General features: G+C 68.3%; 18 protein-coding genes and 2 pseudogenes. 15 read left to right on the top strand and 5 right to left on the bottom strand.

From position 1 onward, the window contains the following. The first annotated feature begins 234 nt into the window (after positions 1–234). The 5 genes from ACFVUT_RS36910 (at position 235) to ACFVUT_RS36890 (ending at position 7,184) form a co-directional block, all read left to right on the top strand. The gene (locus ACFVUT_RS36910) at positions 235–1,497 is read left to right on the top strand and encodes an ABC transporter substrate-binding protein (protein ID WP_389660837.1); all 1,263 of its coding nucleotides are present in this window, start codon (positions 235–237) and stop codon (positions 1,495–1,497) included. An 11-nt stretch (positions 1,498–1,508) separates the two neighbouring features. Next, positions 1,509–2,465 (top strand): carbohydrate ABC transporter permease, encoded by a 957-nt coding sequence (locus tag ACFVUT_RS36905; protein WP_389660835.1) that lies wholly within the window; start codon positions 1,509–1,511, stop codon positions 2,463–2,465. A 5-nt stretch (positions 2,466–2,470) separates the two neighbouring features. Next, positions 2,471–3,325, top strand: coding sequence for a carbohydrate ABC transporter permease (locus tag ACFVUT_RS36900; protein ID WP_389660833.1), 855 nt, complete (start codon positions 2,471–2,473; stop codon positions 3,323–3,325). 12 nt (positions 3,326–3,337) lie between these two features. Beyond that, positions 3,338–4,717, top strand: coding sequence for a GH1 family beta-glucosidase (locus ACFVUT_RS36895; protein ID WP_389660831.1), 1,380 nt, complete (start codon positions 3,338–3,340; stop codon positions 4,715–4,717). Positions 4,718–5,042: 325 nt separating this feature from the next. Beyond that, entirely contained in the window at positions 5,043–7,184 is a 2,142-nt protein-coding gene (locus ACFVUT_RS36890; protein ID WP_389660829.1) for an FUSC family protein, read from the top strand. A gap of 203 nt (positions 7,185–7,387) precedes the next feature. Here ACFVUT_RS36890 and acnA read toward each other — a convergent pair whose 3' ends face one another. After that, positions 7,388–10,102 carry an aconitate hydratase AcnA gene (acnA, locus tag ACFVUT_RS36885; RefSeq protein WP_389660827.1) on the bottom strand — a complete coding sequence of 905 codons (2,715 nt, stop codon included), beginning with the start codon at positions 10,100–10,102 and terminating at the stop codon, positions 7,388–7,390. A gap of 553 nt (positions 10,103–10,655) precedes the next feature. Here acnA and ACFVUT_RS36880 point away from each other — a divergent pair. From ACFVUT_RS36880 to ACFVUT_RS36860, 5 genes and pseudogenes are all read left to right on the top strand, one after another. Further along, the gene (locus tag ACFVUT_RS36880; protein ID WP_389660825.1) at positions 10,656–11,279 is read left to right on the top strand and encodes an RraA family protein; all 624 of its coding nucleotides are present in this window, start codon (positions 10,656–10,658) and stop codon (positions 11,277–11,279) included. A 304-nt stretch (positions 11,280–11,583) separates the two neighbouring features. Further along, positions 11,584–13,113 carry a helix-turn-helix domain-containing protein gene (locus ACFVUT_RS36875; protein WP_389660823.1) on the top strand — a complete coding sequence of 510 codons (1,530 nt, stop codon included), beginning with the start codon at positions 11,584–11,586 and terminating at the stop codon, positions 13,111–13,113. A 285-nt stretch (positions 13,114–13,398) separates the two neighbouring features. Continuing rightward, positions 13,399–13,758: a transposase gene (locus ACFVUT_RS36870; RefSeq protein WP_389660821.1), complete on the top strand. Its 360-nt coding sequence runs from the start codon at positions 13,399–13,401 to the stop codon at positions 13,756–13,758. 1 nt (position 13,759) lies between these two features. Beyond that, the gene (locus ACFVUT_RS36865; protein WP_389660819.1) at positions 13,760–13,933 is read left to right on the top strand and encodes a hypothetical protein; all 174 of its coding nucleotides are present in this window, start codon (positions 13,760–13,762) and stop codon (positions 13,931–13,933) included. A 12-nt stretch (positions 13,934–13,945) separates the two neighbouring features. After that, positions 13,946–14,065: pseudogene (locus ACFVUT_RS36860) on the top strand (IS3 family transposase); the annotation flags it as partial. A gap of 74 nt (positions 14,066–14,139) precedes the next feature. Here ACFVUT_RS36860 and ACFVUT_RS36855 read toward each other — a convergent pair. Continuing rightward, the gene (locus tag ACFVUT_RS36855; RefSeq protein ID WP_389660839.1) at positions 14,140–14,298 is read right to left on the bottom strand and encodes a hypothetical protein; all 159 of its coding nucleotides are present in this window, start codon (positions 14,296–14,298) and stop codon (positions 14,140–14,142) included. 273 nt (positions 14,299–14,571) lie between these two features. On the opposite strand from ACFVUT_RS36855, the gene ACFVUT_RS36850 reads away from it, so the two are divergent. Next, positions 14,572–15,000 (top strand): hypothetical protein, encoded by a 429-nt coding sequence (locus tag ACFVUT_RS36850; protein ID WP_389660817.1) that lies wholly within the window; start codon positions 14,572–14,574, stop codon positions 14,998–15,000. A 194-nt stretch (positions 15,001–15,194) separates the two neighbouring features. On the opposite strand, the gene ACFVUT_RS36845 is transcribed toward ACFVUT_RS36850, so the two are convergent. The 3 genes and pseudogenes from ACFVUT_RS36845 to ACFVUT_RS36835 form a co-directional block, all read right to left on the bottom strand. Then, entirely contained in the window at positions 15,195–15,668 is a 474-nt protein-coding gene (locus ACFVUT_RS36845; protein WP_389660815.1) for a tyrosine-type recombinase/integrase, read from the bottom strand. Beyond that, the gene (locus ACFVUT_RS36840) at positions 15,616–16,281 is read right to left on the bottom strand and encodes a hypothetical protein (RefSeq protein ID WP_389660813.1); all 666 of its coding nucleotides are present in this window, start codon (positions 16,279–16,281) and stop codon (positions 15,616–15,618) included. The genes ACFVUT_RS36845 and ACFVUT_RS36840 overlap by 53 nt, the downstream gene beginning before the upstream one ends. 120 nt (positions 16,282–16,401) lie before the next feature. Next, positions 16,402–16,497: pseudogene (locus ACFVUT_RS36835) on the bottom strand (transporter); the annotation flags it as partial. Between the two features lie 694 nt (positions 16,498–17,191). Here ACFVUT_RS36835 and ACFVUT_RS36830 point away from each other — a divergent pair. The 4 genes from ACFVUT_RS36830 to ACFVUT_RS36815 all read left to right on the top strand — a co-directional run bounded on the left by ACFVUT_RS36830 (position 17,192) and on the right by ACFVUT_RS36815 (position 23,053). Continuing rightward, positions 17,192–18,325 (top strand): PP2C family protein-serine/threonine phosphatase, encoded by a 1,134-nt coding sequence (locus ACFVUT_RS36830; RefSeq protein WP_389660811.1) that lies wholly within the window; start codon positions 17,192–17,194, stop codon positions 18,323–18,325. Positions 18,326–18,477: 152 nt separating this feature from the next. Beyond that, entirely contained in the window at positions 18,478–18,729 is a 252-nt protein-coding gene (locus tag ACFVUT_RS36825; protein WP_389660809.1) for a hypothetical protein, read from the top strand. 1,335 nt (positions 18,730–20,064) lie between these two features. Further along, positions 20,065–22,506, top strand: a complete 2,442-nt coding sequence (locus ACFVUT_RS36820) for a DNA/RNA non-specific endonuclease (protein WP_389660805.1) — start codon at positions 20,065–20,067, stop codon at positions 22,504–22,506. A 31-nt stretch (positions 22,507–22,537) separates the two neighbouring features. Beyond that, positions 22,538–23,053, top strand: coding sequence for a hypothetical protein (locus ACFVUT_RS36815; RefSeq protein ID WP_389660803.1), 516 nt, complete (start codon positions 22,538–22,540; stop codon positions 23,051–23,053). The last annotated feature ends 97 nt before the right edge of the window (positions 23,054–23,150 follow it).

The raw sequence follows: 23,150 nt of genomic DNA, 5'->3' as shown, positions 1-23,150 counted from the left end.
ACGAGGACTTCGACGTGACGGGCGCCGCTCAGCGCTCGATGGCGTTCGAAGCCCTCGACCAGCTCGCGATGGAACACCTCCTCGGCGTCCGCTGACGTCTTCGGGTGTCCGGCTCTCCGCCGGACACCCCTCCCCGGGTGCGGACCCGCCGGATCCGCACCCGGGCGCACGACTCCTACCGTCGGGACACGGGCGTCCCGACGGCCGGCATCCCTCTGATGCAAGGGCACCACCGTGACAGCACCTTCCAGGGACGGCCTGCGCCATCGGCGCCGCCGTCGCAACCAGCGGGTCATCGTCCCGCTCACCGTTGTCTCCGCGATCGTCGCGGCTTCGGCTCTCGCGGGCTGCGGGCAGCAGCGGGACGAGAATGTGTACACCGTCCTGAACTCGTCCACCGACGAGTCGTACCACCGCTGGGACGCCCAGACGCTCAGCCGCTGCAGCAAGCAGCTCGGGGTCACCATCGAGCAGCAGAGCGTCCCGGCCTCGCAGGTGATGACGAAGGCGCTGCGGATGGCGTCGTCGAAGTCGCTTCCCGACGTCCTCCAGCTGGACGCCTCCGAGATGCCCACGTTCGCCGAAGCGGGCGGGCTGATCCCCCTGAAGGATCTCGGACTCTCCACCGAGAACATCCCCGAGGGCATCGTCAACTTCGGCTCGTACCAGGGGAAGTACTACGGCGCGGCGCGCACCGTGAACACCCTCGCACTGTTCTACAACAAGGACACTCTCGCCAAGGCCGGCCTGAAGGTGCCCACCACCTGGGCCGAGATGCGGGAGAACGCGAAGAAGCTCACCCACGGCAACCAGTACGGTCTGGCGCTGAGCGCGGGCGGTGCGGAGGACGGCGTCTTCCAGTTCACCCCGTTCATGTGGTCCAACGGCGGCGACGAGACGAAGCTCGACAGCCCGCAGGTGGCGCAGGCGCTGGACTACTGGAAGAGCCTCCTGAAGGACGGCTCGCTCTCCAAGTCCACGGTCAACTGGACGCAGGCCGACGTCAACGACCAGTTCATGGCCGGCAACGCCGCGATGATGATCAACGGTCCGTGGCAGGTCGAAACCCTGAATTCCAAGAAGGGGCTGAACTGGGGCATCGCCCAGATCCCGGTTCCCGAGGCCGGGGGCGACTCCGTCGGTCCGCTCGGCGGCGGTGTGCTGACCGTGCCCAACACCGGCGACAGCGAGCGGGAGAAGATGGCCGCCCGCATCATCGGCTGCATGTCGAGCGAGAAGGAAGAGATCACCTACGCGCTGAACAGCTGGATGGTCCCGGCCAACGAGAAGGCGGCCGCCGTCTGGCGTACGAAGGTCCCGGAGCTGAGCGCCCTGGCCGATCAGGTGGCCACCGCCCGCTCGCGTACCGCCAAGCTCGGTGCGCGGTGGTCGTCGGTGTCGCTCGCACTGCAGAGCGCCTTCCAGTCCGCCCTCACGGGTGAGTCCAGCGAAGCCGCCCTGAAGCGCGCCCAGCAGCGTGTCACGAGCGGGAACTGAGGTACGCAACCATGTCGACCACCACTGCCTCCCCCGTCGCGGCCGTCCCGCAGACCACCGGCAAGAAGAAGACGGCGGACCCGGCCCGCGTCAAGCGCCGCCGCAAGCTCGCCCAGTGGGGGTTCATCGCCCCCGCCGTCATCTTCATGGCGCTCTTCTTCGGCTACCCGCTCGTCCGCAACGTCGTGATGAGCTTCCAGGACTATTCGCCGTCCACGTTCTTCACGGGCAAGTCCCCGTTCAACGGCACGGACAACTGGAGCAACGTCTTCAATGACGAGTTGTTCGGCAAGGCCCTGTGGCACACGATCCTCTTCACGATCGGCTCGCTGATCGGACAGTTCTGTATCGGGCTGGGCCTCGCGGTGTTCTTCACCCGCCGCTTCCCGCTGAACGGGCTGCTGCGGTCGCTGATCCTGCTGCCGTGGCTGGTCCCGATGGTCGTCTCCGGTGTCGTCTGGCGGCGCATCTTCGACCAGGACACCGGGGTGCTCAACTCGTTCCTCGGCACCATCGGCTTCGCCGGCGACACCCCGTGGCTGACCAGCACGAGCATGGCGCTGTTCTCGGTCGTGCTGGTGAACATCTGGATCGGGATCCCGTTCAACATGGTGATCCTGTACGGCGGGCTCCAGGAAGTCCCCAAGGAGATGTACGAGGCCGCGTCGCTCGACGGCGCCTCCGCCTGGCGGCAGTTCCGTTCCATCACGCTGCCCATGCTCCGGCCCGTCATCACCGTGGTGCTGGTGCTCGGCTTCATGTCGACGGTCAAGATCCTCGATCTGATCCTCGCCCTGACCGACGGCGGCCCCGCCGACTCCACGCAGACCCTGGGCACCCTCACGTACCAGAACTCCTTCGTCCAGCTGGACTTCGGGGCCGGTGCCGTGGTCGGCAACATCCTGATCCTGATCTCCGCCGTCTTCGCGGTGTTCTACCTGCGGGCCAACCGCAACGAGGGGAAGTGACCGGCATGGCGACCACTTTGCGTACCCCCGCCGCCCCGCAGCACACCACCGGCAAGCCGAAGCGCCGCTGGGGCGCCACGCTCTTCGGTGTCGTCGTCCTGTGCGTGATGCTGTTCCCGCTCTACTGGATGATCAACACCGCGCTGCAGCCGGACTCCGGCCTGGTCGACGTGAATCCGGTCCCGCACAGCCTGGACCTGTCGGGCTTCAGCTCGGCCCTCTCCGACCAGGGCACCAACCTGCTGACCTCGCTCGCCGTCGCACTCGGCGCCGTCGTCATCTGCCTCGCGATCTCCGCACCGGCCGCGTACGGGCTCGCCCAGTTCAAGCTGCGCGGCACCAAGACGATCGTCTTCGGCACCCTGATCACCCAGATGGTGCCGGGCATCGTCATCGCCAACGCCCTGTACAGCGCGTACGTGGACCTCGGCCTGGTGAACTCGTACGCCGGTCTGATGCTGGCGGACGCCTCGCTCGGCATCCCGTTCTCGATCGTGCTGATGCGCTCGTTCATGGTGGCCATCCCGCGCGAGGTCATCGAGGCCGCCGAGGTCGACGGCGCGGGACGGTTCCGTACGTTCGTCCGGGTCGTGCTGCCGATGAGCCGCAACTCGCTGATCACCGCCGGTCTGTTCTCGTTCCTGTACGCGTGGAGCGACTTCATGTTCGCGCTCACGCTGAACACCACGGACGACGTCAAGCCGATCACCCTCGGCATCTACCAGTACATCGGCGCGCATGTCGGGGACTGGGGCTCGGTCATGGCCGCGTCGGTGCTGTCGGCGATCCCCGCGGCGGTCCTGCTCGTCCTGTCCCAGAAGTACATCGCCGCCGGTATCACCGGTGGCTCGGTCAAGTAAGGCATTTCTTCCATGAGTGAGTTCCCCGTCTTCCCCCCCGGCTTCGTCTTCGGTGCGGCCACGGCCTCGTACCAGATCGAGGGCGCCGCGGCAGAGGACGGTCGCGGCCCGTCCATCTGGGACACGTACAGCCACACGCCCGGCAGGACGGACGGCGGTGACACGGGTGACGTGGCCTGCGACCACTACCACCGCTATCCGCAGGACGTGGCGCTCCTGCGCGACCTCGGCGTGGACTCCTACCGCTTCTCCATCGCCTGGCCCCGGATCCAGCCCGACGGCAGCGGACCGGCCAACGCCAAGGGGCTGGACTTCTACTCCCGGCTCGTCGACTCGCTCCTCGAAGCGGGCATCGAACCGGCCGCCACCCTCTACCACTGGGACCTGCCCCAGGCGCTGGAGGACCGCGGCGGGTGGCGGGTGCGGGAGACCGCCGAGCGGTTCGGCGAGTACACGGCGATCGTCGCCGAGCACCTGAGCGACCGGGTGCCGCGCTGGATCACCCTCAACGAACCGTGGTGCAGCGCCTTCCTCGGCTACGCCGTCGGCCGGCACGCGCCGGGTGCGCAGGAGGGCACGCCCGCACTGGCCGCCGCGCACCACCTGCTGGTCGGCCACGGCCTGGCCATGAAGGCGCTGCGGGCCGCGGGGGTCCGGGAGGCGGGCATCACGCTCAACCTGGACCGCAACGTCCCGGCCACCGGGTCGGCCGCCGACCTCGCCGCCGTCGTCCGCGCGGACACCAACCACAACCTGGTGTGGACGGAGCCGATCCTCGCGGGCCGCTACCCGGCCAGTGACGAGGACACCTGGGGCGAGCTGATCACCGGCCAGGACTTCCGCCTCGACGGCGACCTGGAGCTGATCTCCCAGCCGCTGGACTTCCTGGGCATCAACTACTACCGGCCGATCGTCGTCGCCGACGCCCCGTACCGCGAGGCCGACCCGGCCCTGCGGACCGCCTCCGACAACCGGTACACCGAGGTCGACTACCCGGACGTCCGGCACACCGCGATGGGCTGGCCGGTCGTCCCCGAATCCTTCACGGACCTGCTGACCGCGCTGAAGGAGACGTACGGAGACGCCCTGCCGCCGGTGCACATCACCGAGAACGGCTCGGCCGAGTTCGACACCGTCTCCCCGGACGGCGCGATCCACGACGCCGACCGCGTGAGCTACCTGCAGAGCCATCTGACGGCCCTCAAGGCGGCGATGGACGCGGGCGTCGACGTACGCGGCTACTACGTCTGGTCGCTGCTGGACAACTTCGAGTGGGCGCTCGGCTACGCGAAGCGGTTCGGAATCATCCGGGTCGACTACGACACGCAGGAGCGGACCCCGAAGGACAGCTACCGCTGGTATCAGCAGCTGATCGCCGCGCACCGCCCGTAGGGGCTCGGCTCCGGCTCCGGCTCCGGCTCCGGCTCCGGCTCCGGCTCCGGCTCCGGCTCCGGCTCCGGCTTCGGCTTCGGCTTCGGGAGCGTACGCACCGTGGTGAACATCCGCGTTCACCACGGTGCGTACGTTTTTGTGCGTCCCGAGCCGGTCGCGGGGGTACCGGTCCACCGTGGCCGGTCCACCCCCACGGATCACGCCGCTGAAACCTCACCGCAGCCCGATCGACAAATCCGCCTGTTACGGTCGCCGATATGCGGCCGCCGTTGCCCGCCCCGACAGCCCCGGACCTCCGTCCGGCCGGTGAACGAGGAGGTCAGCCGTGCGTGTCGAGGCTCGTCCAGGTGTCCGGCCCGGCCGGCGCCCCTCCCCCGCCTGGCTCAGCCACGCGCTGAGCCGACGCCCCGCCCCCGTCCCCCGCACGGCGATGGTCCGGGGTGCGCTCGGGGCGGGGCCGCTGCTCGGTGCCGGTATCGCGACCGGACACGCGGGGGCGGGCGTCCTCGCCGCACTCGGGGCGATGCTTGCCGGGGTCAACGACCGGCCGGGAACCAGACGCAAGGGTGTGGTGGGCATCGGATGCCCGGCCGTCGCCGGGTCGCTCGGGCTGCTGGTGGGGGCCGTCGTCGCGGACTGCGCCGGGCGCTGGTCGGCGGTGCCCGTGCTCTTCCTGGTGGGCTGGCTCTCCGGTGCGCTGAGCACGGTGGGCGCGGTGTGGTCGTCCGCGGCCCTCCAGATGCTGGTGACCCTCACCATCGGCCTGGGAATGCCGATGCCCGGACCGGCCTGGTTCAAAGCCGTCTGCTTCCTCTCCGGCGCGGTGTGGCTGCTCGTGCTGCGGCTGGTCCTGCGGGTGCCCCGTCGTGGCGGGGCGGCGCGGTCGAGCGGCGAGCGCGAGGCGGTCGCCGCCGTCTTCGATGCCCTCGCGGACGCCCTTCACGCGCTCGGCGGACCGCAGGCCGCAGCCGCGCGCCGCAGGCTGGTAGCCGTGCAGCAGCAGGCGCACGAGGCGCTGTCCCTGATGCGGCTGCTGCCCTGGCCCGGCCGGGTCGGCGCGGCCGGGCACCCGCTGACCGCGCGCTTCGACACGGCGGTGGCCCTGTGCGAGGCGAGCATCGCGCTGTTGTGGGAGGGGCGGCCCGTCCCCGGCGAGGTCGCCGAAGGCCCGCGCCGGCTGGCCGCCGCCGTGCGGACCGGCGGACCCGCGGGGCCGTTGCCGAGTCCGGTGTCGGACACGGTCGAGCGGACGGCGTTCGACCACGCGCTGCTGGAAGCCGCCGTCGTCTTCGACCGCACGCTGCACGGTGCGGCCGACGCGGGTTCCCGCAGCACCGCCGTGCCGTCCCGGCGGCCCTGGCGGAGCATGCTGTCACCGGCGGGGCGGGAGTACGGGTTGCGCGTGGCGCTCTGCGTCACGGTCACCGGCGCCGTCGCACTGCTGCTGCACGAGGAGCACTGGTACTGGCTGCCGGCCACCGCCGCGTTCCTCGTGAAGCCGGACATGGGGCCGCTGTTCTCCCGGGTGGTGAACCGGTTCGCGGGTACCGTCGCCGGAGTCCTGGCCTTTCTCCTGTGCGGCACGGCGCTCGGAGGGCCCGGCGCTGCGGGCACCGTGGCGCTGGTCGTCGTGGGCGGAGCGCTGGTCCCCTTCTCGGTCCGTCACTTCGGACTCCAGACCGCGGTGATCACAGTGCTGGTGCTCTCCTTCGTCCGGACGGCCGGTGACACCGAGGCCGCTCCCGCCCGGCTGCTGGAGACCACGCTCGCCTGCGCCATCGTGCTGCTCGTCGGCCACCTGCCCCGGCTGACCGATCCCCGGGTGCGGGTCGGGCACCGGTGCGCGGTCACCCTGCGTTGCGCCGAGCTGTATCTGCGCCATGTGCTGGCGGGACCGGCTGAGGAACACAACCCGCGCAGGTCGGGCGCGCAGGGTCTGGCCCTGCGGAACGCCACCTACCGTGCGCTTGCCGACGCACGCGCGGCAGCGGAGACGGACGCGGCCGAACTCCCGGGCCCGTACGGCGGGAAGAGGCACGACTGGGCGGCCGTGGCGGACGCGGCCGAACTCATCGTCGACGCGGCGACGGTGTGCGCCCTCCGGGTCGAGTACGGCGTGCCCCGGCCGCCCGCCGCCGAGGTGGAACAGGTGACGGCCGCACTGTCGGCGGCGGCCGACGCCCTGGAGGACGGCCGGGCCGGAAGGCGGCCGGGGGCGGGGCCGCGCGACTGCCGTTCGCTGAGGGACGTCATGACCCATCTGCACGGCATTCACACGCTCACCGCGGACCCGATGCCTGCTCCACGCCCGTCCGGCCCCCCGACCGCACCCCGGGCGGCCCGGCGACCGACGCCGACGGGGACACGGGGATCGTCCCCGGGGTCCGCTCGGCGGAGGAGGCCGGGCAGTTCACGAAGGACAGGCTCGCCGCCTCCGTCACGCCCCTCGCGTACGCGAGGAAACTGACGGCGGGCTACGGGGCCACCGCCTGCGGACTGCCGTACGGCCCATGAGCTACGGGCTACGGGCGGAGACGTACGCGCCGCGCCGCGACGCCGGGGTGAGCGAACGGTCAGCTCGGTGTGGACCAGCAGATTCCGACCGGTACGGGAAAGGGCCGCACCCCTTCGCCCTGCGAAGAGATGCGGCCCACTGCCCTGCCGGATCGGCTACTTGCGGATCAGGTTGCGGAGCACGTACTGCATGATGCCGCCGTTGCGGTAGTAGTCCGCCTCACCGGGGGTGTCGATGCGGACGACCGCGTCGAACTCCACACCGGTGTCGGTGGAGACCTTGATCGTGCGCGGCGTCGAGCCGTTGTTCAGCTCGGTCACACCGGTGACGGAGAAGGTCTCCTCGCCGGTCAGGCCGAGGGACTCGGCGGTCGCGCCCTCCGGGAACTGGAGCGGGAGGACGCCCATTCCGATGAGGTTCGAGCGGTGGATGCGCTCGTAGGACTCGGCGACGACGGCCTTGACGCCGAGGAGCGCGGTGCCCTTGGCGGCCCAGTCGCGGGACGAGCCGGAGCCGTACTCCTTGCCCGCCAGGATGACGAGCGGGACGCCGGCGGCCTGGTAGTTCTGCGAGGCGTCGTAGATGAACGACACCGGTCCGTCGGCCTGGGTGAAGTCGCGGGTGAAGCCGCCCTCGGTGCCCGGGGCGATCTGGTTGCGCAGGCGGATGTTCGCGAAGGTGCCGCGGATCATGACCTCGTGGTTGCCGCGGCGCGAGCCGTAGGAGTTGAAGTCGCGGCGCTCGACGCCGTGCTCCGTCAGGTACGTGCCGGCCGGGGTGTCGGCCTTGATCGCACCGGCCGGGGAGATGTGGTCGGTCGTGACCGAGTCGCCCAGCTTGGCCAGCACACGGGCGCCGCTGATGTCCTCGACCGGGGTCGTCTCCATCGTCATGCCCTCGAAGTACGGGGGCTTGCGCACGTAGGTGGACTGCGGATCCCATTCGAAGGTGTTGCCGGTCGGGATCGGCAGCGCCTGCCACTGGGCGTCACCCGCGAAGACGTCCTGGTAGGACTTGTTGAACATGTCCTCGCCGATGGCGTTGGCGACGACGTCGTTCACCTCGGCCTCGGAGGGCCAGATGTCGGCGAGGTGGACCGGCTTGCCGTCCTGGTCGGTGCCCAGGGCGTCCTTGGTGATGTCGACCTTCATCGAACCCGCGATGGCGTACGCGACGACCAGCGGCGGGGACGCCAGGTAGTTCATCTTGACGTCGGGGTTGATCCGGCCCTCGAAGTTGCGGTTGCCGGAGAGCACCGAGGTCACGGCCAGGTCGTGCTCGTTGACCGCCTTGGAGACCTCCTCCGGCAGCGGCCCGGAGTTGCCGATGCAGGTGGTGCAGCCGTAGCCGACGAGGTTGAAGCCGACCTTGTCGAGGTACGGGGTCAGGCCCGCCTTGTCGAAGTAGTCGGTGACGACCTTCGAGCCCGGCGCGAGGGTGGTCTTGACCCACGGCTTGCGGGTCAGCCCCTTCTCGACCGCCTTCTTCGCCACGAGCGCCGCGGCGACCATGACGTACGGGTTCGAGGTGTTGGTGCAGGAGGTGATCGCGGCGACGGTGACGGCGCCGTGGTCGATCTCGTACGACGTGCCGTCGGGGGCCGTGACCGTGGTCGGGCGCGACGGGACACCGTTGGAGGCGGCCGGGGCGTCGGAGGCCGGGAAGGACTCCTTGCCCGACTCCTCGTCGTCGGAGACGTAGTTGCGCACGTCCTGGGCGAACTGCTGCTTGGCGTTCGCGAGGATGATGCGGTCCTGCGGGCGCTTCGGACCGGCGATCGACGGAACGACCGTCGACAGGTCCAGCTCCAGCTTCTCGGAGAAGTCCGGCTCGGCGGCCGGGTCCAGCCAGAGGCCCTGCTCCTTGGCGTACGCCTCGACGAGCGCGACCTGCTGCGCGTCGCGGCCGGTCAGGCGCAGATAGTTCAGCGTCTCGTCGTCGATCGGGAAGATCGCGGCGGTGGAGCCGAACTCCGGCGACATGTTGCCGATGGTGGCGCGGTTCGCGAGGGAGGTGGCGGCGACGCCCTCACCGTAGAACTCGACGAACTTGCCGACGACGCCGTGCTTGCGGAGCATCTCGGTGATGGTCAGCACGAGGTCGGTGGCGGTGGTGCCGGCCGGGAGCTCGCCGGTCAGCTTGAAGCCGACGACGCGCGGGATGAGCATGGAGACCGGCTGGCCGAGCATCGCGGCCTCGGCCTCGATGCCGCCGACGCCCCAGCCCAGCACGCCGAGGCCGTTGACCATGGTGGTGTGCGAGTCGGTGCCGACGAGGGTGTCGGGGTATGCCTGGCCGCCCCGGACCATGACCGTGCGGGCCAGGTGCTCGATGTTGACCTGGTGCACGATGCCGGTGCCCGGGGGGACGACCTTGAACTCGTCGAAGGCGGTCTGGCCCCAGCGCAGGAACTGGTAGCGCTCCTTGTTGCGGCCGTACTCCAGCTCGACGTTCTGCGCGAACGCGTCGTTCGTACCGAACTTGTCGGCGATGACGGAGTGGTCGATGACCAGCTCGGCCGGGGCGAGGGGGTTGATCTTGGCCGCGTCGCCGCCCAGCGCCTTGACGGCCTCACGCATCGTGGCGAGGTCCACGACGCAGGGCACACCGGTGAAGTCCTGCATGATCACGCGGGCAGGCGTGAACTGGATCTCCTGGCTGGGCTGAGCCTGGGAGTCCCAGCCGCCGAGCGCCCGGATGTGGTCGGCGGTGATGTTCGCGCCGTCCTCGGTGCGGAGCAGGTTCTCCAGCAGGACCTTCAGGCTGTAAGGGAGGCGCGCGGAGCCCTCGACCTTGTCCAGCCTGAAGATCTCGTACGACTCGTCGCCCACGCGCAGCGTGCTGCGGGCGTCGAAGCTGTTCGCCGACACGACAGTCTCCTTCATCAATGTGCGCGTACTCCGCGCCGCGCCTCGTTACGGCGGGCGCCGCGTGGTGCCGCCTTCGGCTCCTCGACCATCCGCTAAGGTAAGGCTTAGTTAGGTAACCCTTACCGATCGGCGGACTGCGGTGCGCCTTCGGCATATATCTCGATGTCGAGATAACTCTAGTACATCACCGCCTCACGGTCATGCGCGGGCGGGGCCTGTCCTGTGTCATCGGGCCTTGACCACTCCCACCGAAGTTCGACGACCGTCCCGCTCGTCCCACGTGCGCGGGTCGGGTCCGAGCGGGAATCATCTGTCGGAGTCCGTGTGTCCGGCCGGCTTCGATGTGCGGCACCGAAAGCGTCGAACGCACCAGGTGATGAGGGCACCAGGTGATGAGGGCACCAGGTGATGAGGGCAACCGCACCCCGGGCCCGTTCTGCCGTTCGATAGCCTCACCGCCGCACCCTCCCCGCCGATCGACGCATCGGCCCCGCCGCCGGTCGCGAGAACGCCCGGACCGCCGGGAGGACGGGTGCCCGGACCAAGGAGGAACATGAACGACGCCACCGAGTTCAAGGACATCTCCCCGACCACCCTCGCCGACCTCCTGGGGCGCGCGCAGGTCATGGACATCGGCATCCGCCCGCTGTGGCCCTCGATGCCGCGGGTCGCCGGCCCGGCGTTCACCGTGCGATGCCCTCCGGGCGACAACTTGATGCTGCACGCGGCCATCCACCGCGCGGAGCCCGGCTCGATCATCGTCGTCGAAGCCGGCGACGTGGACTACGCCCTCGCCGGAGGCAACGTCTGCGCCGTAGCCCAGCGCCGCGGCGTGGCGGCGTTCGTGACGGACGGGGTGATCCGCGACCTCGCCGAGGTGCGCGAGATGGGCTTTCCCGTCTTCGCCAGGGGCGTCATCCCCATCCCGGGAACCAAGAAGGCCGTCGGGCCGCTCAACGCCCCCGTGCGGTGCGGCGGCGTGCGCGTCGAGGCAGGCGACATCGTGGTGGCCGACGAAGAGGGCATCGTGGTCACCCCCCGCGCCCGCCGGGAGCAGACACTCCTCGACGCCCTGAAGAAGTCGGCCACGGAGGCCGGGGAATCCCTCGATACGTGGCAGGAAGCGCATCGCGCACGTATCGACAGAATTCTGGCCGAAAGCGGCTTCGGGGACTGATCCGGCCGCTCGCCCGGAAACCGACCCGGCGCCGGACTCCCGTCGGACCGCGCCACTCACCGGCCCCGGCCCGCCTCCCCCGCCGCGCGGGGCCGGACCGGGGCCGGCGCACGCACACCCCCGGATGGACGCGCACCGCGCGCCGTCGCGAAGGTGCGGGTGGACCATGGAACGCACAGCGCACCGGTGGCCGCACCTTGCACACACGTCCGCCTGCCCAACTGCTGTGCCGCCACTCGCAGCCGTCACCCGAATGCCACACCCCGCCACAGGTCTCATCTCATATCTGAGATAACCTTTCACCATGTCAGACGACTACCTCGTACGCATAGGCAAGCTCATCCGTGACGCCCGTCAGCACCGGGGCTGGACACAGAGTCAGCTTGCCGAGGCGCTCGCCACCAGCCAGAGCGCCGTCAATCGCATTGAGCGCGGCAACCAGAACATCAGCCTTGAGATGATCGCGCGCATCGGTGAGGCACTCGAAAGCGAGATCGTGTCGCTCGGCTACGCCGGGCCCATGCACCTGCGCGTGGTCGGCGGACGCCGGCTCTCGGGCTCCATCGACGTCAAGACGAGCAAGAACGCGTGCGTGGCTCTGCTCTGCGCCTCGCTCCTCAACAAGGGCCGTACGGTGCTGCGCCGCGTGGCCCGCATCGAGGAGGTCTACCGGCTCCTGGAGGTACTGAACTCCATCGGCGTGCGGGCCCGGTGGATCAACGACGGAGTCGATCTGGAGATCGTCCCGCCCGTCCGGCTCGACATGGACGCCATCGACGCCGACGCCGCCCGGCGGACCCGCTCCATCATCATGTTCCTCGGCCCGCTGCTGCACCGAATGGACTCGTTCAAGCTCCCGTACGCGGGCGGTTGCGACCTCGGGACGCGGACCATCGAGCCGCACATGATCGCACTGCGCCGGTTCGGGCTGGAGATCGCCGCGACCGAGGGGCTCTACCACGCCCAGATAGACCACTCGGTCACGCCCGACCGTCCCATCGTGCTGACCGAGCGCGGGGACACCGTGACCGAGAACGCACTGCTGGCCGCCGCCCGGCACGACGGCACGACCGTCATCCGCAACGCGTCGTCCAACTACATGGTCCAGGACCTGTGCTTCTTCCTGGAGGCACTGGGCATACGCGTGGACGGCATCGGCACGACCACACTGACCGTGCACGGCGTCCCGCACATAGACGTGGACGTCGACTACTCCCCCTCCGAGGACCCGGTCGAGGCGATGAGTCTCCTCGCCGCAGCCGTGGTGACGGAGTCCCAGCTGACGATCCGCCGGGTACCGATCGAGTTCCTGGAGATCGAGCTCGCGGTGCTGGAGGAGATGGGCGTCGACTGCGACCGCACAGCCGAGTACGCCGCGGACAACGGCCGCACCCGGCTGGTCGACCTCACGGTCCGCCCCTCCAAGCTGGAGGCGCCGATCGACAAGATCCACCCCATGCCGTTCCCAGGGCTCAACATCGACAATGTGCCCTTCTTCGCGGCCATCGCCGCCTCGGCCCACGGCCAGACCCTCATCCACGACTGGGTCTACGACAACCGGGCCATCTACCTCACCGACCTGAACCGCCTCGGCGGCAGGCTGCAACTCCTGGACCCGCACCGGGTCCTGGTCGAGGGCCCCACCCGATGGCGCGCCGCCGAAATGATGTGCCCGCCCGCGCTACGGCCCGCCGTGGTCGTCCTGCTCGCCATGATGGCGGCGGAGGGCACCTCCGTCCTGCGCAATGTGTACGTCATCAACCGCGGTTACGAGGAGCTGGCGGAGCGCCTCAACTCCGTGGGCGCGCAGATCGAGATCTTCCGCGACATCTGACCGGAGAAAGCCGTCGCCCCCTCCCTGACCAGGCGAAACGCTGGTCCGGAAGGGGGCGGCGGCGTCTGTGGGGCTTCTCTGGGACTTTGCGCCCGAGAGGGGACTGCTGCGAGCTGCGGTCCGACCCCGGCGCTGCGCAGGCCGACGCTACGTGAAGACCGCGTCGATGGCGGCGACGCGTCGCGCGCCCGCACGGGGCAGGAAGTGGGAGTACTTCCGCAGGGTGAATCCAGGATCGGAGTGACCCAGCCAGCGTGCCAGGGAAACAACTGGGCTTGATCCGTTTTGACGGACATTCGAGATCAGGGGTTCATCCCGGGAGGATGTCCATCATGGAGAGCATGGGGGAAGAAGAAGCCCCGCCGCAGCCGTCGTTCGTTCATGCCGGACTTCAAAGCCGAGATCGTCGGGCTGTGCCGACGGGGTGACCGCTCGGTCGGGCAGGTCGCCAAAGACTTCGAACTGACCGAGACCGCGGTGCGGGACTGGGTGAAGCAGGCCGAGGTCGACGCTGGCGAGCGCAACGGGCTGACCAGCAGTGAGCGTGAGGAGCCGGCCGCGTCGCGACGGGAGAACCGGCGGCTGCGCGAGGATGTCGACGTCCTCAAGCGGGCCACAGCTTTCTTCGCGAAGGAGACCCGGTGACGTGCACCCGTTCATCGAGGCGGAGAAGCAGGCAGGTCACAGCGTCAAACGGGCGTGTGAGCTGATGAAGGTCTCCCGGACCGCCTTCTATACCCGTCGCTCCGGCCTGCCCGGCCCTCGTGCGGTGCGGGATGCCGAGCTGACCGAGCAGATCACTGAGGTCCATGCGAAATAGCGCGGAACCTACGGGGCCCCGCGCGTGCATGCCGTGCTCAAGCGTGAGGGTGCCGGGTGCGACCGCCGTCGTGTCGCACGACTGATGCAGGCCGCCGGCTGCAGGGCCGGCACCGCCGACGACGGCACGTGACTACGGTCCCCGATCCCGGGGCGGCCGTGCGTCCTGACCTCATCGTCCGGGACTTCCGGCCCGACCGTCCCGGGCTAGATGCCCGCTGGTGCGGCGACATCACGTATGTCCCGACCGAAGAAGGCCGGCTCTATCTGGCCACGGTCATCGACATCGCCCCCCGACGCGTAGACAAGGCGCAGAACCTCCAGTCGCCGCCGGTGATCGAATTCACGCTCTACCTGGGCGAGCATGCGCTCGGCACTACCGGGGATGGTCTGCTCCCAGTGCTCGGCCTGCTCCACCGCGGGCAAATGAGCCCAACTCGCCTGCCGACCGGAAGGAGGCCTTGACCCTTGTTCCTGGACGCACGAGACACAACACCAACTACCCTGACCCAAGCCACATAGCGCGTGTCCGAGTTTCCGGGTCAAGGCGCCCAGGGCGATGGACCCGATTCCTGTACCGGGCGATACTGAACCGGCCCGCTCCCGACAGGCCCAAGGGCCCCTCACCTCGGAGACGATATGCGCAAGCCCTTCGCCACTGCCGCCGCCCTGAGCACCGCTGTTCTGGCCGCAGGCATGCTCTTGACTGCTCCTGCCGCCAACGCCCAAACCTCCGCCTACCCGGTCAGCGATTTCGACGTCACACTCGGAAACACGTACACCCGGGGCACAGTGACCTGGTACAACCGATCGGTCCTCGTGTCGGGTGAGCACAAGTCGGTCGACGTGAATAGTTGCCGGGGAACCACGGCCTTCCTTCTTGACTCCAACAGCAACGACGTGGGCGACTTCAGCAGCCTCTACAACGTGTGCGGCAAGAGTGACAAGTTCAGCTTCACCGTGGAGACGTACCTTGCCGGAGTCAACGTCGTGCGGATCTGCCTCGACAACGGCGCCAAGCAGTACCCGCTCACCTACCTGAAGTGCGTTCGCTACAGCCGCCCCTGACGGGCCATAGTGCGAGTGACGCTGATGGAACGCACCGGTGGGCGGTCCCGGCCATCAGGGCCAGGACCGCCCACCAGCCCGCGTACGCCGCGGCTGGACTTCCTCGCCCTTCGACCGAACAACTTCGACCGGGGCGGCCGGCTGCGCCTGCTGCCCGGCACACAAGCCGGACGTAGCGGCCCTGCACCGGGTCGTCAGGTGCCCGTGATGTGGGCTTCGAGGTCTGCGACGCGGCGGTCTTGGAAGCGGAGGTTGGAGCGGGCGGCCTTGAGCCGTTCGTCGAGGGTGCGGTTGTCGGCGGTGAGCTGCCGGACCCGTTGCTTGAGGGGGGTGTTCTCGGTGGCGATCCGCTGGACGGCCTCCTCCGTCCACTCTGCTTCCAAGTCCCGGATCAAGCCGAGGAGTTCGCCGGGGTGGGCGGTGCCGGGGCCGGCGACCCACACGTGCTGGAGGACGTTGTCCAGGTCCGACTGGGTCAGGTAAACGTAGTGCTCGGCCATGCGGTCGGAGACATGGCCGAGGTAGCGGCGGATGTGCGTCGGGGTCGCGCCGTGCCGCAGCAGCCGGGTGGCCAGCGTGTGCCGGGCCTGGTGGGCGACGTAGTGACCGCCGAGGTCAAGCTCGGTGATCCAGTTGCGGAAGCCGGTTTGGAACCAGGTGTAGGACAATGCGCGGCGGCCGTCGCGGTTGAGGATGTCGGTGGGGAAGGGGGCCAGGTGAGCGCGTTCGGCAGGAGTGGGCGGGCGGCCGGCGTGTCGGATGCCGGCGGTGCGGCCCCTTCGGCGCCAGCGGGTTGGTGGGTAGCGACGCCTTCACATGCCCGAGGAACGAACGGCGCCGGTCCACCCGCGACGGCAGCCGCGGCCTATCGAGCTTCTTGCCGAGTTCACCGTTGATGCCGAGGGAGGACTGATGCAGGTAGAAGCCCTTCAGACAAGCCGCCGCGATCGACAACGCGGAGCGGCCGTAGGGGCGCTTGCCGACCCGCCACGGCTCGCCGAGCGGCATGCGGACCTCGGCACCGACCATGCCCATGTACCTTTCCAGATCACACAGTTGGACTGCGGCGAAGGCCAGGCACTCCCGCTCCCACCACCGCAGATGGTCCACCAGCAGATACGCGTACGTCCTCTGAGTCCCCGAACCATCATGCAGACGCAGGAACCGGTCCGCCTCGGTGCGCACCATCCCCTCGGGCCACACGATCGTCCACGACCACCGCCCGTCCTTCCGCTCGATCTGCTGGACCCGCAAGTCCCCGACCACCACATGTCGTGCCACTCGTCCTCCGTACCGACTCCAGAACATGACAGACGTCCCGGACACGGTCGGTGAACAAGCCCAGGACGTGCCGATCACAGTCCCGGACGGACACCACGGGCAGGACTACCCGCGGTCGGTAAACTCGACAATCACGGGCGCCCCGTTCTCATCGATGCCCAGCGAGTCGATACGTCCGCCGTGCACTGGTCCCGTGCTGTACTCGCTCGCCAGGAATGAGGGGAATATTTCCTCGGACGTACTCGCGGGGCATGCGACGCCACCATTCAACCAAATTAACTATTCAACTCAGTGGGACATGCGCGGGACCTCACGATTCACCACGCAGACCTCTGACCTGCGGAAACGCCGGGGAGTACAACGACCGCCCGAGCCGTGTGCGCAAGCTCGAATCCTGCCGGGGCACCTTGTCATAAAGTGCCGAACAGGCCCTCCGGTCAGCCAATAGGTCCGATCGGAGGGCCTTCTTCCATATGCAGCCATGCACCATGCAAGGCACCCCAAAGACACACCCTGTGGACTCCGGCAGCACAGCCGCTTCCATCCCGTCGGCGATTGTCAGTGAGCTTCTTCAGTGCGGCGGCCGCTCATGAGGGGCTACTGACCGGCCGGCTGCGAGCGCCGGGTCCGGACGATTCTGGCACCCTGGCCGCCCGCCACAACCTCACCCGCCTGCGGAAGAGAGCGCATGCAGGGCCACAGATTGTGGCGGTCAGGTCATTGATACCGAAGGTGTGAACGGCGGAGTCGGAGTCGATAGATGCCAGCAGGCCCCGTCGCAGGAAGGCTGAGAGAAGACCCGACCCCTGCTCGGCTGGCTGGGGGCGCACTATCGATGGAGCATAAGGGGTATATGGGTGTGCGACGCGTATGGGATCACTTCCTGGAGCATCCAGCCGGTGGCGGGCTGGTGGCGGTTCCGTTCGTGCTGATTGTGGCGATCACCGGGCTGGATATCTACACCGGGCGCGATGTTCATCTGGGGCCACTGCTGGTGATCGCGCCAGCCCTGACCGCTTCCCTCGCCGGCCCGCGGCTTACTGCGCTCGCCGGGGTCCTGGCAGTGGCGGCCCAGGCATTCATCGCTGTCCTCCTCGGCGAACTGACCACGCCCAACCACTTGGCGCAGATCACCGCGCTGACCGTGCTCTCCGCCCTGGTGCTTTTCATGCGGTTCGTGCGGGAGCGGCGCGACCGGGCACTGAGCCGGGCACGTTCTGTGGCGGAGACGGCTCAGCGGGCTCTGCTTCGGCCTCCGCCACGCCGGATCGGGCCCTTGCAAGTGGCATGGCTCTATATGTCCGCGGAGGACGAGGCCGAGATCGGGGGTGATCTGTTTGCGTTCGCCCGCGCCGCGCATGCCGCGACCCGGGTGGTCATCGGCGATGTCCGGGGCCACGGGCTGGCCGCCATCGGTGAGGCCTCGCTGGTACTGGGGGCATTCCGTGAGGGCGCTCACCGCTATGCCACCCTCCCCGGACTGGTAGCTGCCCTCGGAGACAGCGTCTCCCGGAACCTGGAGGACATGTCGGACACCGAGCACGACGCCGGCGAGCACTTCATCACCTGCCTCGTCCTGGAGATCCTCGACGACACCCTGCCTGCCGCCGAGATGATCAATTGCGGACATCCCCCGCCTCTGCTGGTGCGCGATCAGCAGGTCACGGTTCTATATGCCCAACAGCCCCTGCCTCCGCTGGGCGTGTGCGAACGGCCGATCGAGGATGACCACATCGACCCGTTCACGTTCAACGGCGGTGACATGCTCGTCCTTTACACCGACGGTGTCATCGAAGCCCGCTCGCCGTCCGGAGAGTTCTACCCGCTCGCCGAACGGGTCGCCTCCTTCCCTGCAACGAGCCCCGACACGCTGCTGTACCACATCCATCGCGATCTGCTCGACCATGTCGGCGGCCACCCAGCCGACGATGCCGCCCTCCTGGTCATCGGACGCACCCCGTCTCACCAGCTGCACCTGCCACCCCATCCCGTTGGTCACCACCGGCACCGCCCCAGTGGATCGCACCCGCATTCAGGCCGCTGAACCCCAAGAAGCGGGCGCTCCTCTGCGGGCGGTTTCATGCCCCTGTCCTCGGTCAGTCTTCCCCGGCACTGCTGGACCGCGCCGAATGCCCATGTTTCCCTCTCTTGTTGGGCTGCGGGATTGTAGTGCTGGCGAGGCTGCATGTGGGTTGAATGCAGGAGCGGGCGCTCTTTGAGGTCGACCGGCACGTGCAGGCGCGGCCGCGCGTCTATGAAGACCGGTACCAGATCCATCAGCGCGGGTTCGCCGACCCGATCGAGTACGTCGCCGGGCTGAACGTGTCCCGAGGTCGAGTCGAGCGCACGTCGGTCGAGTACGGCAACTCTGGCCGCTGGATCAGCGCTCACGTGGTCGACTACCTGCGCGACCGCGAGGGACGCTGCACGTTATGCAGCTCTGCCTGACCGTCATCGTGTTCGAGGACTGCCCGGACCACCTGCGCACCACCGCCGGCGTCCCGGACTTCGACCGCCTGGTGCCGCCGGACACCGACGCCCTCACCGTCCTGACGACCGCCGAGCAGCAGCGAACCCTGTTCGGCCGAGGGCTTGACGAGGAGCTGCGCAACGTCGAGGACCAGGTGGCCGGGACCGGTCGGGCCCGGGCGGCCGTGCAGAGGGTGCTCGACCAGATCCCGCACGGAGCGGCGGGCCGGGAGCGCATGCTCGACATTCGTCTACGAACTGCGAGAGCACCTACGGGCCATCGCCGGAGTCATCGGCGGCCCTCGGCGACGGCGTACGCAAGGCCCTGGCTGGCGACGTCCACAAGCATCTCGCGCTGCCGGCATGACCGGCTAGAGGGATGTCCGCCGCCAGGCTCAGACTCCGGTAGCCCTCCATGAGGTAGGGGCGTTCATCGACTGCGCACGTGTCCAGGGCGACAAGCAGGTCATCGGCGAGCCGGTTGATGTATGCCGTGGTGAACGAGCCAGCGGTGCCTCCGGCGTGCGTTGCGCGAGCGCTGAAGAGGAGGCAGGTCCGCTCCAGGAGATCGTTGGGTTCCTCAGCTTTTGTCACGGCAGCGAACGTAGATCTGGAAGCGGACAGCCGCAGTTGCTGAGTCTCAGTGCGCGCTATTCGAACGTGTGGCCTGTCCTGATCGTCAGGGTCGTGTTTCGCCCGCAGGTGCTGGCAGCGGGCGAGCGCGGGGGCTCGATGGTGTACAGCTGGGGCGCCTACCGTGATTTCGCTGCGATCGCCAAGTCTCTTGTATGCGAGGTGTGTTGGTGCCCTATAACGTTTAAGGAAGGCGCCGTATCTTCTGATCTCCGGAACCAGTAGAAGTAACTTGGGGGAGTCTCTGTGGCGGACCAACAAAGGCAGTCGGGATCTGATGACCAGGAAGGAACTGACGGACGCTCCGGCCCCGACCAGCCGGTCAGCCCGCCACCACAGTCCTCAAGCGCCGTTCCGCCGATACCGAAAGCACCCCCTCCTCCACCCGGACCTCCGACGGCACCTCCCCTGCCGGCCCAACCACCCGCCACGCCCCCGCCACCGAATTATCCGCCTGGGGTGCCTGCGAAGGGCCAGTCGCCGCTGTCGGCCAGCGCATGGTTCCAGCGAGGACGTACCCTGCCAGTTCTTGCCATGGGCCTCGCGTTGGCCGTGCTTGCGAGCCTGGTGTACGTGTTATGGCCGAGCGAACCCGGCGCTCACGGGGAAGACTCCGCCCCTCGTGTACCGCCGGCCCGGCGGGGGGCGTTAGCCGCTCAGGCGCTGAGCCCCCTTCCTGCCGTGAACGTGTCGGTGGCCTACGCTCCTGTCCTGGACGGGCCAGTGACTCACGCGGACCTGATGGTGACCGCGCAGGGGCAGGCGTCGGGAACCCTGAGCCAACCTGCGGCCGGCAAATCCACCATCGCGTGGTCCAGGAACCAGCTCTACCTGAAGGGCGACTCGGACTTCTGGGCACAGCAGGGCCCCTCGTACGGCAGGGATCTGACCAGCACCGGCCACTGGGTTGCGCCGGAGAAGCGCGACGGCTACTACATGCTCAACAACTTCGCCGTGAACGCCGGTTCGCTGACGCCGAAATCACTCGCCTCAGTGGTCACGCAAGTCACCTCCGATCCCGAAGCCGTGGAGCAGAACGCGGGAACGATCGAGGGACGCAAGGCGATCTCGTACACGGCTCAGGGCTGGACCGTAGTCCTCTCCGACGCCTCTCCCTACACCGTGCTGGCCATCGGCGGGGATCCCAGCCACCAAAGCCCGGTCAAGCCCGCTGCCTGGCACATGCCCCAGCGCACCAAGGGCAGGACTGAGCTGCCCGATTCCCACACGACGGTCACACCCGCCGATTACGCGGACAGTCGCTACAGCTCGTACCTCCTGATGGTCCCGAAGCCGGCGACCACCGAGCAGGCAGCTGCGGTCCGGTCAGCCGCCGCTTCTGCCGCGGCAACCGCTGTAGCGCCCGCCACGTCGGCGGAGGTGGTCTCCAAGTCCATGGGGCCGGAATTCACCATCACCAACGACAGCGAGTACCTGTGCACGAGTAATCCGTGCGAGTACTCCGTCACGGTCACAAACAGTGGGGACGCGGCGGGTGCGGCTACCCTTTACCTCAGTCTTCCGCGCGTGCCGGACCAGCCTCATCCTCTGGGCACCCTGAAACCCAAGCAGTCCAAGAACGTCAGCGGCACCCGGCCCAACATCGCGTGGGGCACCGGGCGGACCGTGAAGCACACGGACTATGCCTGGGTGTACTCGTCCGCCGAGTACGGATCGGACCCCAAGGTGGGCAGCCGGCTACACGCGCGCAACCTGCGGCCGGACGACCTTTCGGTTGCCACTCCACTGCAGCCCACTGTGGCGAAGCTGCTGGATTTGATGACGAAGGACAGGCCGGTCAGTGACACGGCAGCCGGTGACAAGGCAGTCGACGCGGTCGAAGAAGCCATCAGCCGGGGCGTGATGCCGGCTCTGGGGGCGATCATCGAGTCCCGCCGCCTGGAGAACCCCGAGAGCCTGCGCGAGACTCTCCCCACCATGGACAAGGTCGAGAACCGGCGAGTCCTGCAGCAGGTCGCGCAGCTGCTGCGTGCCGATCCTCAGGCGAAGGTCACATGGGCCGAACCGTACGAGGCCGATGGCAAGACCTACCAGGCCGACTACTTCTACACAACCACCAGCCAGGGCCAGGAGGTCAAGCGCGCCGTGCGGGCGAAGACCGTGCGGACCTCAGGACAGCTCGGGCCGCAGATGAGTCTCGGCGCCGGGCAGCTCAACGGTGAACAGCGGGGTTCTGCGAAAGCACCGCCAGGCTTCGAACGGGTGCTGCAGATCAACCTCGAGCCAGGCGTGGGCCCGGCCTTGGCACTGGCTACCATGCCTGGTCTCGAGCAACTCCTCTCGACGGGAACACAGTTCCGACAGGCTCGGGAGAGTCTGTGCCAGCCGAACGGCGGCGCCCCCCGCATCGACCGCCTCGTCATCGTCAACGAGTCAGGTACGCACGAGTGGGCGGACCTGCGCAGGGTTGGTGCGCGCTGCTCCGGGCCGGGCGGGGCTCCGGCCTCTCCGAGCGCGTCGAGCAGTGACAAGCCCGGTGACAACCCGACCTGTCTGACGCAGCGGCCGCCGCATGGTGCCGCCGTGTCCAGCAGGACGGGCTGGGTCTCCTACGCTCCCATTGGGTGGCACAAGCGTGCCACCGCGGCCACCGCGTGCCTGACCGGGCAGTTTGTGGATGACCATCCAGGAACGGCTGTGAAGCAGAACATCCGCCCGCCCGGCTACGAGTGGGCACAGCGATACGCTCGGCACCTTCGCGCTGATCCCAGCGCGTCGGTGAACAACTGCCACCTTCTCGGCAAGCAACTCTCCGGATCCGGGACCGACCTGAGGAATCTGTCGCCCTGCGGCCGGGACGCCAATGCCTACCCGGAAAAGGGCGGGCTGGGAGCCATGGACAACATGCTTCAGTTCGAGAACCAAGTAGAGGCTCATTTGGGGGCTGGTAATACTGTTCTGTATTCCGTACACCCCAAATATGCGGGAAATCGTGTCGCGCCCGAGAGCTACACGATGGCCGCCACACTCTGGGACCGGGACGGGAAGCTGGTCGGAACCACCACGCGTGAAGTGGTGAACGTGATGAATACGCCACGGGGCTGGCAGAACTTGGGTACGGTGGTGGACTCGCGCACTGGCAGGGACGTTCCCACGTCATGACCAACGGATCTCAACTTGGGACGAGGGCACCATGCACTGGGCTGTGGAAAGGCTGCGCCATGTCATGCCGCCGCCCCGGGACGGCGGCGACCCGGTCGACTGGGACGCGCTACGCGTCGAGACCGGATGGCAGCTTCCGTGCGACTACCGTGACTTCGTTGCGGTGTACGGGATGGGAACGATCAGTGACTCGATCGGCATCCGCACGCCGCACTTCGAGGGATACCCGTACGAGCATCACCTTCTCACCCACGCCGAGCGAGCACAGGCGGACAGAGAGCTGACCTGGGCGTCGAACGAGGCCGGTGACGACTTCCTATGGCGGTGCATCGGCACGCCGGAACAGTGGGTGGTGGTTTTCCGGCCCAGGGGCCGTCGCCAGGACAACATGTACGACATGGGAATGGCCGAGTTCCTGCTGCACCTGGTGCGGAGTGAGATCCGTCCGCCACTTGAGGCCGAGTTGGCAGGACCAGCCACGTACGAATCATGGCGTGATGCGGAACAGCGTCTACTCGACGAGGACGGCGACTTTGAAGGCTTCTGATCGCCTTAGAGCTCGTAACACGATCATGAGCGGGCTTTCTTGAGGCGTCTGTAGCAGATGAGGCTGCAGGCGAGGGAGACGAAGGCGTCGTGGAGTT

The sequence above is a fragment of the Streptomyces sp. NPDC058051 genome (assembly GCF_042885475.1).
Classification (GTDB): domain Bacteria; phylum Actinomycetota; class Actinomycetes; order Streptomycetales; family Streptomycetaceae; genus Streptomyces.
This window is presented reverse-complemented; position numbering and strand designations above follow the sequence as displayed.